12 protein-coding genes are annotated in these 14,314 nt (G+C 64.6%); 9 read left to right on the top strand and 3 right to left on the bottom strand.

What is annotated here, in order from left to right:
• Positions 1-53 precede the first annotated feature (53 nt).
• The gene (xseA, locus tag DFR31_RS04680) at positions 54-1,433 is read right to left on the bottom strand and encodes an exodeoxyribonuclease VII large subunit (protein ID WP_121441470.1); all 1,380 of its coding nucleotides are present in this window, start codon (positions 1,431-1,433) and stop codon (positions 54-56) included.
• A 141-nt stretch (positions 1,434-1,574) separates the two neighbouring features.
• Here xseA and DFR31_RS04675 point away from each other — a divergent pair, with 141 nt between their 5' ends.
• On the top strand, positions 1,575-2,417 hold the full coding sequence (locus DFR31_RS04675) for a DUF1295 domain-containing protein (protein WP_121441469.1): 843 nt from the start codon (positions 1,575-1,577) through the stop codon (positions 2,415-2,417).
• Here the strand turns inward: DFR31_RS04675 and DFR31_RS04670 are convergent.
• On the bottom strand, positions 2,363-3,292 hold the full coding sequence (locus DFR31_RS04670) for a 2-oxoacid:ferredoxin oxidoreductase subunit beta (RefSeq protein ID WP_121441468.1): 930 nt from the start codon (positions 3,290-3,292) through the stop codon (positions 2,363-2,365). The genes DFR31_RS04675 and DFR31_RS04670 overlap by 55 nt on opposite strands.
• The gene (locus DFR31_RS04665; RefSeq protein WP_121441467.1) at positions 3,289-5,028 is read right to left on the bottom strand and encodes a 2-oxoacid:acceptor oxidoreductase subunit alpha; all 1,740 of its coding nucleotides are present in this window, start codon (positions 5,026-5,028) and stop codon (positions 3,289-3,291) included. Before DFR31_RS04665 ends, DFR31_RS04670 begins: the two co-directional genes overlap by 4 nt.
• A gap of 444 nt (positions 5,029-5,472) precedes the next feature.
• Between DFR31_RS04665 and DFR31_RS04660 the strand changes: the two genes are divergently transcribed.
• The 8 genes from DFR31_RS04660 (at position 5,473) to DFR31_RS04625 (ending at position 13,979) form a co-directional block, all read left to right on the top strand.
• Complete coding sequence (locus tag DFR31_RS04660; RefSeq protein ID WP_121441466.1) at positions 5,473-6,705, top strand: flagellin; 1,233 nt, start codon at positions 5,473-5,475, stop codon at positions 6,703-6,705.
• 176 nt (positions 6,706-6,881) lie between these two features.
• Positions 6,882-9,035 (top strand): acetate--CoA ligase family protein, encoded by a 2,154-nt coding sequence (locus DFR31_RS04655; protein ID WP_121441465.1) that lies wholly within the window; start codon positions 6,882-6,884, stop codon positions 9,033-9,035.
• 255 nt (positions 9,036-9,290) lie between these two features.
• Entirely contained in the window at positions 9,291-10,532 is a 1,242-nt protein-coding gene (locus DFR31_RS04650) for a flagellin (protein ID WP_121441464.1), read from the top strand.
• Positions 10,533-10,621: 89 nt separating this feature from the next.
• Entirely contained in the window at positions 10,622-11,011 is a 390-nt protein-coding gene (locus DFR31_RS04645) for a flagellar protein FlaG (protein ID WP_121441463.1), read from the top strand.
• Between the two features lie 180 nt (positions 11,012-11,191).
• Entirely contained in the window at positions 11,192-11,617 is a 426-nt protein-coding gene (locus DFR31_RS04640) for a flagellar protein FlaG (RefSeq protein ID WP_121441462.1), read from the top strand.
• Between the two features lie 55 nt (positions 11,618-11,672).
• Positions 11,673-13,115 carry a flagellar filament capping protein FliD gene (gene fliD, locus DFR31_RS04635; protein ID WP_121441461.1) on the top strand — a complete coding sequence of 481 codons (1,443 nt, stop codon included), beginning with the start codon at positions 11,673-11,675 and terminating at the stop codon, positions 13,113-13,115.
• Positions 13,116-13,197: 82 nt separating this feature from the next.
• Positions 13,198-13,635 carry a flagellar export chaperone FliS gene (gene fliS / locus DFR31_RS04630; RefSeq protein WP_121441460.1) on the top strand — a complete coding sequence of 146 codons (438 nt, stop codon included), beginning with the start codon at positions 13,198-13,200 and terminating at the stop codon, positions 13,633-13,635.
• 8 nt (positions 13,636-13,643) lie between these two features.
• The gene (locus DFR31_RS04625; protein WP_121441459.1) at positions 13,644-13,979 is read left to right on the top strand and encodes a flagellar protein FliT; all 336 of its coding nucleotides are present in this window, start codon (positions 13,644-13,646) and stop codon (positions 13,977-13,979) included.
• Positions 13,980-14,314: the final 335 nt, after the last annotated feature.

The following is a 14,314-nucleotide window of genomic DNA, read 5'->3' as shown; positions in this document are numbered from 1 at the left end:
CTCCTTATCCTTTGAGCCGCCGTCGCGGGCAGATCGGGGTGCGGTCAGTGGGGTTAATTATCCTTGCTCTGCGCCCCGGAATAAACCCGCGTGACAGTGCAGTCCATCGCGCCCTGGTGGACCCGCACCCGCACCGCGTCGCCGGCGGCCACCTGGGTGACATCGCGGATCACCGGGCCGTCTTCACCCTGGCGGGCGATGGCGTAGCCGCGGGAAAGGGTGGCCAGCGGGCTGACCGCATTCAGCTCCCGCCCGATGCTGCCCAGGCGGTGGCGGGCCCGCTCCAGGTGCTGCTGCACCGCCGCGCTCAGGCGGCGCGCCAGCGCCTGGCGCTGCTCCTCGCGCTGGCGGATGGTCAGGCGCGGGTCGCTCCGTTGCAGCCGGCCGCGCAGGTCGGCGAACCGCTGCGCCGGCTGGTTCAGGCGCTGGCGCACGGCGTGTCGAAGGCGCTGGTCCAGCTCGTCCAGCCGTTGGCTGCGGTCGCGCAGCAGTTGCCCGGGGTGTCGCGCCTGCAGTCGCCGGGTCAGGGCGTGCAGCCGTTCACCTGCCTGGCGGCGGTGCTGGGCGTTGAGTTGTGCCAGGCGGTCACCCAGCGCCTGAACCTGGCGCAGCAGGGCGGGGCCGTCCGGCGAGATCAGTTCGGCGGCGGCCGACGGGGTGGGCGCGCGCTGGTCCGCCACGAGATCGGAGATGGTCACGTCCACCTCGTGGCCCACGGCGCTGACCACCGGGAGGCCGCAGGCGTGAATGGCGCGGGCTACCACCTCCTCGTTGAAGGCCCACAGATCCTCCAGCGAGCCGCCACCCCGGGTCACCAGCAGCACGTCCACGTCGCGCCGGCGGTCCGCCTCGGCTATGGCGTCGGCGATCTGCCGGCCGGCGCCCTCGCCCTGTACCGGCACCGGGTAGATCAGCACCGGCAGGGCGGGGAAGCGGCGCTTGAGCACCGTCAGCACGTCGCGGATGGCCGCGCCGGTGGGCGAGGTGACCACCCCGAGTCGGCGCGGGAAGGGGGGCAGGGCCTGCTTGTGCGCGGGGTCGAACAACCCCTCCTGCTCCAGTTGCGCCTTCAGCGCCTCGAAGGCGCGGCGCAGCGCCCCCTCGCCGGCCTCCTCCATGTGGTCCACCACCAGCTGGAACTCGCCGCGGGCGGGATAGAGCCCGGCGCGGGCCCGGACCAGCACCCGCTGGCCGTCCTCGGGGCGGAAGCGCAGCAGCATATTGCGGTTGCGGAACATCGCACACCGCACCTGGGCGTTGCCGTCCTTCAGGGTGAAGTACATGTGCCCGGAGCGGGGCCGCGCCAGGTTGCTGATCTCGCCCTCCACCCAGAGCGGGGGCAGGGCGGTCTCCAGCAGGCTGCGGACCTCCTGGTTGAGCTGACTGACGGTGTAGACGGTGCGCGGTGCCTGGGGTGCGGAAGAAGTAACCATGAGACGGATGTTAGCCCGGATACTGGCCTTGGCGGAACTCTTGCGCTTGAATTAGGGCAAAGACAATAAGGGCCCCGGTGTGCGCTGTATCGAATGAACCCCGGGGCGCTGCCATAAAAATCCCGTGCACGAGGAATGACCATGTTCGAAACCACGCTGGGTGCCGCCCTGGCGGGCCTGCCGCTCGTTCTGGCGATGATGCTGGCCATCTGGCTGGACACCCTCAGCCACGATGACGTGAGCCTGGTGGACCGCTTCTGGGGCATCGGTTTCATGATGCTGGGGCTGTTCTGGTACCTGGAGGCCGGGGCGCCGGCCGGCGCCTGGCTGCCGTTGCTGGTGCTGATGGTCTGGGGGGCGCGCTACACCACCTACATCATCTGGCGGAACTGGGGGAAAGGGGAGGACCCCCGCTACGCCGCCATGCGCAACTACCACGGCGACAGCTTCCGCTGGCTGAGCCTGCGCAACGTCTTCCTGCTGCAAGGGGTCATCATGTGGCTGGTGGCGCTGCCCCTGCTGGTGGCCCTGCGCGACCCGGCGCCGATGGGTAGCGTGCTGCTCTGGCTGGGTGCCCTGCTGGCCCTGTTCGGCGTGGTCTACGAGAGCATTGCCGACTTCCAGCTGGCCCGTTTCCTCGGCCGTCCGGGCAACGCGGGCAAGGTCATGCAGCGGGGGCTGTGGCGCTACAGCCGCCACCCGAACTACTTCGGCGAGTGCCTGGTGTGGTGGGGTATCTGGCTGATGGCCGCCGCGGCGGGCGGCTGGTGGACGATCTTCTCGCCGCTGATCATGACCTGGGCGCTGCTGCGCTTCTCCGGCGTCACCCTGCTGGACGAGCGGCTGCGGGAGACCCGCGAGGGCTACCGGGACTACATGGCGCGCACCAACGCCTTCATCCCGGGCAAGCCGAAGTCGCAAGGCGCCGGTCAGTCCTCCGGCACTGGCGGGTCCACCGCGCAACCTGCCTCGGAGCAGGGGTAGTAGGGGTTGGTGACGGGCTTCGGCCCGTGCTCGCCCACCCGGAATTGCCGGGCGATGGTGTCCAGGTCGCTGGGCTCGGCCCGGTCCGGCTGGTAGGCGGGGATGTCCGCCTTGTACAGCACGCCGGTAGTGAAACCGTCGTCGTCCATCAGCTGCATGAAGGCCTCGCGCCGGTCCGCCGTGGGCTCGAAGCCCGGGTGGACCAGCTTCTTGTACTCCTTCTGCTCCGGCCGGTAGGTGACGCAGGGGCTCAGCACCTGAATAAAGGCAAAGCCCGGAAAAGCCAGTGCCTCGGTGAGCCGCTGCGCCAGCCCGTTGGGGTCGCCGGAGAAGCAGCGGGCGATGTAGGGCGCGCCGGCGGACAGGGCGATCTCCAGCGGCTGGAACTGCGCCAGCCCCGGGCCCTCCGGGGTGAGCTTGCTGCCGGCCCAGTCCGACTCGGTGGTGGGTGAGGCCTGGCCCTTGGTCATGCCGTACACCGCGTTGTCCATGACCAGGTAGGTCAGGTTCACGTTGCGCCGGCAGGCGTGCATGAAGTGGTTGCCGCCGATGGAGAAGCCATCGCCGTCACCGCCGGCGGCCAGCACCGTCAGGTCGGGGCGACTCACCGCCAGCCCGCTGGCCACCGGCAGGGCGCGACCGTGCACCCCGTGAAAGCCGTAGACGGCAGAGTAGGCCGGGATGCGCGACGAGCAGCCGATGCCGGAGACAAACGCCACATCCTCGCGGGGCAGTTGCAGGGCCGCCAGCGCCTTGGTGATGGCGTTGAGCACGCCGAAGTCGCCGCAGCCCGGGCACCACACCGGCTTGGTGTCGGACTTGTAGTCCTTCGCCTTCAGCTCCGTGGTCTTGATCTGGTCTGCACAGGTGCTCATGCCGCCTCCTGTTGCGCCAGTTGGCGCAGTTGTTCCAGTACTTCGCCCGGGCGGATGGCCAGCGGCCCGGGGTGGTGAAAGGCCTGCACGGTGGCCGGCAGGTCGTAGTGGGCACGCAGGTAGTGGTGGAACTGCCCGCCGTGGGTCTGTTCCACCACCAGTGCCCGACTGACCCCGCGCAGCGCCTCGGCCATGGCCTCGGGTTGCACCGGCGACAGCAGGCGCACCGAGATCAGCCGGGCGGTAATGCCCTCGGCCCGCGCCCGGTCCAGCGCCTCGCGCACCGGGCCGGTGCTGCTGCCCCAGGTGATCACCGCCAGTTCGCCTTCACCCTCGATATCCGCCCAGTACTCACCGTAATCGTAGCCGGTCAGCTTGTGCAGGCGCTTGTCCAGCTGGCCCTGGTGGTGGTCCGCCTGGCTGGAGGGGGTACCGCGCTCGGCGTGCTCCAGCCCGTCAGCGGTGTACACCCCGCCCACCGTGCCCGGAATGGCCATGGGCGAGACACCGTCGTCGGTGATGCGGTAGCGCAGGTAATCCTCGCCCGGCTTATCGGCGGTGCGGCGCTCGGCCTTCCAGTCCATCGGGATCGGCTTGTCCACTATGGCCCGGGCCTGACCCATGGCCTGATCGCTGAGCACCAGCGCCGGCGTTTGCAGCGCCTCGGCCAGGTGCACGCTCCACTGGGTGGCGGCCAGGCAGTCGGTGATGCTGTTGGGCGCGACCACCAGGTGCGGGGCATCGCCGTGCAGCCCGTACAGGGCGATGTTCAGGTCGGACTGCTCCGACTTGGTGGGGATGCCGGTGGAGGGGCCGCCGCGCATCACGTCCACCACCACGACCGGGGTCTCCGAGGCCACCGCCAGACCCAGGGTCTCGATCATCAACGCCAGACCGGGGCCGGAGGTGGCGGTGATCGACGGCGTGCCGCCGAAGCTGGCGCCCAGGCACATATTGATGGCCGAGAGTTCATCCTCGGCCTGCACCAGGCAGCCGCCCAGCTTGGGCAACTCGGGCGCCAGCCACTCCACGATGTCGGTGGACGGGGTGATGGGATAGGCAGCGCTGAAGCGCACCCCGCCGCGCAGCGCACCCAGGCCCGCCGCCTCGTTGCCGGTGAGCGCCCAGCGCTCCGGTTGCTCGCCCTCGGGGGTGGGTTTGGCCTCCAGGGCCAGCGAGGTGTCGACCGCTTTGGCCTGCTCGGCGCCGGCCTGCAGGCAGGCCTCGGCGGTCTGCAGCACATCCTCGCCCTTGCGGCCCAGCACCTTGTTGAGGGTTTGCATCAGCGCCGCGCGTGGCAAGCCGATCAGCTCGGCCACCAAGCCCAGTGCCACCATGTTGGCGCGACCGCCCTTTACTGACTTGGTGACCTCCTTGAGCGGCACCATGGCCTGCCGGGCGCCGGTGCGGGCGATCACCTGGGGCACGTCGCCCTGCGCCGGGTCGGCTATGACAGTGCTATGCTCGGCCAGCGGTAGCTCGGCGGCAAAGCGCTCGATGTTCCCCCAGTCCAGCGCCAGGAACAGATCCAGGTGGTCGTCCTGCCCCTGAATGGGGTGGTGCGCCAGCCGCAGAATGGCCGCCGCCTCGCCACCGCGGATCTGCGGCCCGAACGAGCGCGTCATCAGCCCGTACCACCCGGCCTGCGCCGCCGCATCCAGCAGGATCTGCCCCGCTGTCATCACCCCGGTGCCACCGCTACCGATGAGCGCCAGGGAGAGAGAGTTCGCTTGCATCAGGTCACTTCCCCGCAAGGTTTGTATAAAAGTATTCATTTCCGAGTATGCCAGAAGGTTGGGGACAGGACGCTGATCTGGCGCAAGGTTTCGAGTGGCGTGGCAGGGCAGATTGCCGCACCGAGGGGAGCCAATAGAGCACGGCCCACCCCCAGTCATTGCGAGCAAAGCGAAGCAATCCACATGCCCGGCCCAGCCTCCAGTCACAGAAAGCTCCCAATTGGCATTGCGCCAGGCACCCCAACAGGGAAAACAGGCAACCCCTTGCCGCTTTTCCCGCCAAAGTGGTCTCTGCTTGCCGCTTTTTGCCGAAAAACCACCCCCAATCAAGCACTCCCGCACTGCGCCGTTAGCCTGGGTGCACAGAGGTCGGGCCGCCACCGGCGAGTCCAGAACCCGAAAACAAGCGGCACAGCCGCAGACAATGCTTGAGGGGTGAACGTCATGGCACAGGTCATCAACACCAACATTGCTTCACTGAACGCCCAGCGGAATCTAAACGCCAGCCAGGGGCAGTTGAACATCTCCCTAGAGCGCCTGAGCTCGGGGCTGCGGATCAACAGCGCGAAGGATGATGCGGCGGGGCTGGCGATCAGCGAGCGGTTTACTTCGCAGATCAACGGGCTGGACCAGGCGGCACGTAACTCGAATGACGGGATCAGTTACGCCCAGACTGCAGAGGGCGCGTTGGATGAGGCAGGTAACCTGCTACAAAGAGTCCGCGAACTTGCGGTTCAGTCAGCGAACGACACCAACTCTGCGTCGGATCGTGAAGCACTGGATCAGGAGGTTCAGCAAGCGATTGACGAGATCGGTCGAATTGCGCGAGATACGCAGTTCAACGACCAGAATATCCTGGATGGGACGTTGCGGGACCTCTTCTTCCAGGTTGGGGCCAACCAAGGTCAGACCATCGCGGTCTCTGGTGTCGACGCGAGGAGCACAGAATTGGGGCGAGCCCTGGTTCAAGGTGAGGAGGGGTTGACTCAGGATGACATCGCGGAAGGCATCGAATCTGTGGGAGAAATTACCATTGCCCTAGGTGAGGGAGATGACGCAATTCCCATCGAACTGGGGGATGATGAACTAGGTGAGGTTACCTCACTCGAGGATTTGGTGCGGGAAATCAATAGCGCTATCACAAACTTCGCGGGAGAAGGTGACGACGCTGCGGATCAGGTTCAGGCGGTTCGTAATGCGGGACTGAGCGCGGCCGTCTCTACAAATGATGCGGGTGAAAGCACTGTTGTGGTCAGGGGGGCGTTTGATTCCGACTTCAGCGTTGAAGGCGGGGAAATCACACTAGCGGATGGCGAGGACACAACCGTTGAATTATTTGGAGACGGGGAAGATGCGGTCAATAAAAACCTGACCGAAATCGACGTCGCCACACGAGGTGGAGCCAATGAAACCATTGCAGTCGTGGATGGGGCGTTGGAGCAGGTGAGTGGTATCCGGGCAGACCTCGGTGCAGTTCAGAACCGTTTCGAGGCAACCGTGGCTAACCTCAGCATCACCTCGGAAAACCTCAGCGCCTCCCGGTCCCGGATCATGGATGCAGACTTTGCTTCTGAGACCGCAGCACTGACCAGGGGTCAGATCCTGCAGCAGGCCGGCACCTCCGTCCTCTCGCAGGCCAACCAGATCCCCAATAACGTGCTCAACCTGCTGCAGTAATCGAACAGCCAGACCGAACCTCAAGCGGCAGTACTTGGCCCGGGTGGCGTCAGCCTCCCCGGGCCTTTTCTGTATCGGGGCCAGATATCTATCCATCCGCAAGACTCCAGCTGGCGCAATCATTGCAAGATGTCGCTGACAGTCAACGATCTGTCAGCGGAGAGGCATGTTCTGCAATGGCCAAGAAGAACGCGATCAACGTCAAGTTCGAGAACCTTAGGTTTACCGACGGGGCAAGAGAGGGCCTGTTGGGGCCAACCCTTACGGTAGATTTGAAATTACCGCAGCCCATCAAACGCTGGCCGGACGCGGAGGGTCGGCTGCGGGCGATGGCGCGCCACCTATGGGAAGCAGAGCCACTCTACAACGTTGAACCGGAGGACTGGCCGGGAGCTTTCTTGCTGAACACGCCCTCCGATGACTCGCGGGAGCAGTTCGCAGCCTGGTTGGTGGCGTTCCAGATCGCACTGCAGCGCATTGCCAGAGACCCCGTCGGTGCCGGTGGACTGGCGAAGAAGGATGAGTCGGTGCTTGAACTCGTGCTGCCTTGGGAGCGTCAGAATATCGCCAGTGACGCCTTGAAACTGGCCGTTCAGTACCTGGGGATTTCACTGTCCCCGGGCAACAGCGGTCTGCCTGACCTGCAGAAGAAGGTGGCTCAGTGGGTAAACTCGGCGCAAAGTGGCGGACTGCACCCCACCAATCTGCGTTTCGCCCGCGCCGCGATGGAGCGGGGCGTGCCAGTGCGTCGTGCAGGTGGGCAGTTGTTGCGTCTAGGTTGGGGGGCGAATGGAAAACGGATGGAATCAACCTTTGGTCATGAGACCAGTGTCATCGCTACACGCTTGGCTCGGCACAAATTCCGGGCATCACAGATCCTCGCCGACGCAGGCATCCCAGTGGCTCCAGCGGTCATGGTCCGAACTGAAAAAGAGGCTCAGGCCATGGCTGAGCGATTCGGTTGGCCCGTGGTAGTGAAGCCAGGGAATCAGGATCAAGGCGTGGGTGTGGTGCCTGGCATTCGTGACGTGCAGACCTTGCGGCAGGCCTTTTCAAGTGCGGCTAGTTATAGCCCTCAAGGGGTCCTTTTGGAGAAGCATGTTTCGGGCGAAGACCACCGTCTACTCGTCGTTGGTGGGAGAGTACGCGTCGCCACTAAGCGGGTGCCGGCTCATGTGGTCGGGGACGGCCATTCGTCGATCGGAAAGCTTGTGCGGTCTTTGAATGCAGATCCCCGCCGTGGGGATGGAAAGAGCATGCTGGTGCAAGTGAAGATCGATGATGAAGCCGAAGCGATGTTGAATGAACAAGGGCTTTCTCTCGAATCGGTGCCTGCTGAAGGGGATACAGTCTGGCTACGGCGAACCGCGAACATCAGCACAGGTGGGACAGCGGAAGACCTGACCAGCGCGATTCACCCGGATAACGTTCGGCTGGCAGAGCGAGCCGCTCGGATTATCGGACTCGATATCGCTGGAATAGATTTGATTTGTCCGGACGCCCATCGCTCGTGGCGAGAAGTCGGTGGCGTAATTTGTGAGGTCAACGCGCAACCGGGATTGAGACCACACTGGTTGGGGACTCCGGATCACGATGTCAGCGGAGAAATATTGAATTACCTCCTCCAAGGCGAGGACCTTAGGATCCCTGTCGCAGCGGTGGTCGGTGGTGACCGTCGTACTCATGTGGCGGCCATTGCCCACGTTCTACTCGGTGCGGAAAACCACGTATGCGGGCTGGCAAGTGAGGCGGAGGCTCGCGTGGGCGTTGAGTCGGTAGGCGGTACTGGCGCGGACCCATTCAAGCGCGCTCGGATGATTCTATCTGACCCCACGGTGACCCGGGCTGTATTCGCACTGCCTGACCCGACGCTATTGGCTCAAGGCCATCCCTGCGATTACTACCAGTGGGTCGTAATTACAGACTTGAACGAGGGGGGCGACAGCCAAGGGCTGTCGTCGGATCAACGAATGCTGCTTCGGGCCCAGGCCGTTGCCCGGGCCACTGGTGGTGTTGTCGCCAACGCTGACGATGCTGCCTGCGTTGCCCTGGTACGGCAGGTTTCCAGCTTGCCGGTGATCTGGGTGTCCACAGGCTCCAATTTCGACACCGCGCTGCTTCGTCCAAGCGATAAGGCGGTCGTTTGGGGGAGCAATGGCGATGACGCGATGCGTGTAGTAACAGAAAAGGGCACTCAGCATCTTCGCTTGGCTGCGCACCTGACTAACGGAGATGCGGAGGTTGGAGGATTGGACCGGAAGGCCGTGGCCTTTGCCGTGGCGGTGTCTGTTGGCATGGGTCAGCCTGTGGATGTGTTGGCTGAAGCCTGAACAGCAGGAGGTTGTGTTGAGACCGGGTGCATCTGCATGTGTGGTGTGACCTTAACCTACTGACTATTCGATTGTTTTGATTCTTCTCTTTGCTTGTGCCGCCAGGCGGAAAAAAATTTCCGGTCAGGCCTAAAGTTTGCCGCTCATGGGTCGTTACAGGGGGCGCAGGGAGGAAAAGCGGCAACACCGCGCCTCCCACCGGAAACAAACCCAGGGGTTCCTCGCCGAACCCGGAAAGCGGTAAGGAGAAGAGTCATGTCACAGGTAATCAACACGAATATTGCCTCCCTGAACGCCCAGAGGAACCTCAACAGCTCCCAGAGCCAGCTGAACGTGTCTCTGGAGCGCCTGTCCTCGGGCCTGCGGATCAACAGCGCCAAGGACGACGCGGCAGGGCTGGCGATTTCCGAGCGCTTCACCGCGCAGATCAACGGCAACAACCAGGCAGCACGTAACGCCAACGACGGCGTCTCCCTGGCACAGACCGCCGAGGGTGCGCTTGAGGAGATCGGCAACATCGCACAGCGTGTCCGCGAGCTGGCCGTTCAGTCCGCCAACGACAGTAACTCGGCGTCCGATCGTGCTGCGCTGAATCAGGAGGTTGAACAGCTGGTGGACGAGGCCGGTCGTATTGCTGAGTCTACCGAGTTTAACGATCAGACAGTGCTCGATGGAGCCCTGAGTGATCTTTTCTTCCAGGTCGGCGCCAATCAGGGTCAGACCATCGCAGTAGATGGTGTGGATGCGAGGTCCGCCGAACTTGGGCGTTCGATCGCTGAGGGTGAAGCGGGTCTGACTCAGGATCAGATCAGTGAGGGCATCGATGGGATTGGCGAAGTCACTATCGAACTGACCGATCTGGAGGGCTTTGACGTTGGTGAGGGTATTGAAATTGAAGTTGATTTCGGTGAAGACGTTACTTCACTAGAGGGCATGGTCCGCGAGATCAACAGCGCAATCGCATCCTTTGAAGGAGAGACTGAGGAAGAGACGCAGGCTGTCAGGAGTGCGGGTCTGAGTGCAGCTTTGACTACCATTGATGGGGAGGACGGCACGGAAACGACTGTTTCCATTCGTGGTGCCTTCGCTGCTGAATTCGAGGTTGAGGGCGGCGAAATCACCTTGGAAGGTGAAGACACGATTGATGTGTTCAACGGTGAGACCGGAGTTGAGGCAGAGCAACGCAATCTAACTGACGTTGATATTGGTACCCGGAATGGCGCAAGCGAGGCGATCGCCATCGCCGACGGGGCATTGGACCAGATCAACAGCTTGCGAGCCGACCTCGGTGCGGTGCAGAACCGGTTCGAGTCCACGGTGGCGAACCTGAATGTCACCTCGGAAAACTTGGAGGCTTCCCGCAGCCGCATCGTAGACGCTGACTTCGCGGCCGAGACCGCGGCCCTGACCCGGGGTCAGATCCTGCAGCAGGCTGGTACCTCCGTCCTGGCGCAGGCCAACCAGATCCCGAACAACGTGCTGGGCCTGCTCCAGTAATCGGGCCTTCGGGAACTGAGTAGCGGGGTGGCCCGGGGCAGGATGGCCCCGGGTCGCCTCTGACCCCGCCATCGGGGGAGGAGGATCAGATGGATACCAGCATGAAGGTGTCTACGCTGAACGTTCAGATGCTACGGCCCTCGGGGACGGGTGAGAGCCAGGGGAAGGCCTCGCCCGCGCCTTCGGGGGCCGAAGCCGTTTCCGGCACCCGCCAGGGTGGCGGGGCGGCCGAGGCGGCCCAGCAGGCGCAGCGCAACGCCGAGAAGGTCGCCGACGCCGTGGATCGCATCAACGACTTTGTCCAGGTGGTCCAGCGCGATCTGGAGTTCAGCGTACACGACGATACCGGCCGCACCGTGGTGCGGGTGTTCGACTCCGGCAGCGAGGAGCTGGTCCGCCAGTTTCCCGCCGACGAGATCCTGGCCATCGCGGAGCAACTCGACGAGGTCCGCGGGCTGTTGGTGAGGGATCAGGCCTGAGGCGCTGTCCGGATTGTCGGTTTTCACAATTTCTGCGTTTCTCCGGCCCGGGGCGGCGATGCCACTCCGGGCCTTTTTCTGTCCGGGGTGTGGGCTTTCATTGCGCGCGGGGCTAAAGTTCTCCTAAATGCTGCCGATATTTCTTTTAGGGAGCATGCGGCCGGTGGCAGGAGGGATTAGATGGATACCAACAACACCGTGACAACGTCCAACGTCGAGGGCATGCGCCCGGCGGTCACCGGCAGCCAGGGTGCGCCGGCGGGCGAGGGCGTCCGCCAGAGCGAGGCCGCGTCACGCCCGCCCCAGCCGGATTCGGCACGGCCGGTGGACCCGACACTCGACGCCGCCCGGCCGGAGCAGGCGCGGGCCGCCGGCGACCCGACCGGTGAATCGGTCAGCGATGCAGTGGACCGGATCAATGAGTTCGTGCAGGTGGTCCAGCGCGACCTGGAGTTCAGCATCGACGAGGACACCGGGCGCACGGTGGTGAAGGTGTTCGACTCGAAGAACGAGGAGCTGATCCGGCAGTTTCCGCCGGAGGAGATCCTGGCCATCGCCGAGCAGCTGGAAGAGTTACGCGGCCTGCTGGTGCGGGAACAGGCGTAGCACGGCGTGTCACGAGGCGTGAGGCGCCTCTAACTGAAACAGGAAGGTGGGCGAGATGGCGAGCATCAGTTCTCTCGGTGTGGGTTCCGGGCTGGATATCCGGGATCTGGTGGATCAGCTGGTGGCCGCTGAGCGCGAGCCTGGCCAGCAGCGCATCGACCGCCAGGAGTCGCGGCTGGAGGCGCAGGTCTCCGGCCTGGGCAAGCTCCAGGGCGCGGTCAGCGATTTCGGTAGTGCGCTGGGCAATGTCTCCGGCGAGAGCGATTTTCGCAGTGTCGAGGCGGCCAGCAATAATGAGTCGGCGGTCACCGTTTCGGCCAACCGTGACGCCCCGCCCGGCAGCTACGACGTGAACGTTACCCAACTGGCGCAGGCCCAGCGCATCGCCACCAACTCCGACCTGTTCGAGGATGTGGAGGATTTCTCCGCCGGCACCACCTCGCTGGGCACCGGCACCTTCACCATCACCCTGGGCGAGGGCGATGACGCCGTCACCGAGACCTTCCGCCTGGAAGAGGGCGCCGACACCCTTCAGGACGTGCGTTCTGCCATCAACAACGAGAGCGAGTTCCTGCGTGCCTCGGTGGTGGATGATGGCGAGGGGCCGCGGCTGGTGTTCACCAGCCGGGAGCCGGGGCAGGCCAATGCGGTCACGGCCATCGAGGTGGACGCGGATGACGACGAGGGCGATGCCCTGCTCGAGCGACTGGCCTTTGACGCGGCGAGCCTTGACGACCCGGACGAGGATGGTGTGCGCGCCGGCGATAACTTCTCCCAACTGCGCGAGGCACAGAACGCCGAGCTGTTCGTGGACGGTCTGCGCATCACCCGCCCCACCAACGAGATCAGCGGCGTGATCGACGGGGTGACCCTGACCCTCAACGCGGTGGACCAGGCGCGCGTCAACGTCACCCAGGAGCCGGGGGCGGCGGAGTCGGCAGTGCGCGATTTCGTCGAGGCCTACAACAGCCTGCAGCGCACCCTCGGTGATCTGAACGCCTTCGACCCGGAGTCCGGCGAGGCCGGGGAGCTGAAGGGTGATTCCACCCTGCGCTCGGTGCAGTCCCGCATGCGCCAGCTCATCAGCGAGCCGGTTCCCGGCGCCGAGGGCGCGGTGCGCACCCTGGCCGACCTGGGCATCACCACCCAGCGCGACGGCACCCTGGAGATCAACGACAGCCGGCTGGAAGATGCGTTGAACGAGAACCGACTGGACGTGGTCCGACTGTTCACGGACAGCGAGAACGGGATAACTGCCCGGCTACAGGATGCCGTGGACGAGTTCACCGGTCGGGACAGCGTGATCAACAACCGCACCGAGTCCCTGCAGGACCGGCTGGCGGCGCTGGCGCCCCAGCAGGAGCGGCTGGACATGCGCATGGACCGGCTGGAGGCGCGGCTGATCCGGCAGTTCTCGGCCATGGATTCGATGATCGCCCAGATGAACCAGACGAGTGAGTTCCTGGACAATCAGCTGGGCCTGCTGAACCAGCAGTAACCGGCCTAAATGCTCTCAAGTTCGGGGATGAATTGCCGTTAATTATGGGTGACAATCATCCACTAGGGAGAGGGCAGCGGGAATGAGTTACGCAGCCATGAACAGCGGAATCGACCAGTACCAGCAGGTGGGTGCCTACAGCGGTGCGGCCTACGCCGACCCGCACCGGCTCATCGAGATGCTGCTCGACGGTGGCATTGACCGGATCGCCCAGGCCAAGGGCGCCCTCCTGCAGGGCGACCGCGGCACCAAGAGCCAGCTCATCGGCAAGGCCATCGCCATTATCGACGGGCTGCGCGGCGGGCTGGACCAGGACACCGGCGGCGATCTGGCCGCCAATCTGGACAACCTTTACGACTACATGCAGCGCCGCCTGGTCAGTGCCAATGCGCGGAACGACGAGGCCATGCTGGACGAGGTGTCGGACCTGCTGAAGCAGATCCGTGAGGCCTGGCAGGCCATCCCCAAGGAACTGCGCGACAAGGAAGCGGCGAAACGCGCCGCGGCCAACGAGGGCTGAACGCACCCATGCCCCTGTCCCGCGATGAGGCCATGCTGGAGGCGGCGGTGGAGCTGGAACACCTGGCTCGCCGCCGCCTTGCGCTCGCCGAGGCCGGGGAGTGGGACGAGGTAGTGGCCAGCGAGACCCGTCGCGGCGAGCTGGCCCGCGCCATCGACAGCAGCGCCGTTGAAGACCCGGACCGCTACCAGGCCCTGGTCACCCGCCTGGAGCGCATCCTCGAATTGGACAACCGCCTCCGGCCCCTGCTGGAGGCCCGGCTGGAAGCGCTCGGCCATACCCTCATCAACGCCCGCAAAGGCGCCGCCGGCCACCGCGCCTACCAGCGCTTCCGCAACGACTGACTTCCCACTTCGGCATCCCCCTTGGGCGAAAACCGTCATCGCGAGCGCCGCGGCGATCTACCTGCGCCGCGTCCCATAGCGCGGATGCCTGCGTTGGTGACGGATCGTGAGAATTCGGATCACCCGCCCGCCACCGCGGATACGGTACAGGATGGCCCAGGGAAATCGACCCACCAGGCATTACCTGATATCCCCACTGAGCACCGGCCACTGACGGGGTTGGATCGTCAGTTTGTCTATGGCCGCATAGACCTCTTCGCGGAATGCGTCACCCAAGCCAGGCTCTCGCTTGTTGTAAAAAGCTGTGGCCTTGTTGACTTCGTCGATTGTGGCGG

This window comes from Alkalispirillum mobile, from assembly GCF_003664325.1.
In the GTDB taxonomy this organism is placed as follows: domain Bacteria; phylum Pseudomonadota; class Gammaproteobacteria; order Nitrococcales; family Halorhodospiraceae; genus Alkalilimnicola; species Alkalilimnicola mobilis.
Note: the sequence above shows the minus strand (reverse complement) of the source record. Positions and strands in the feature narration are given on the sequence as shown.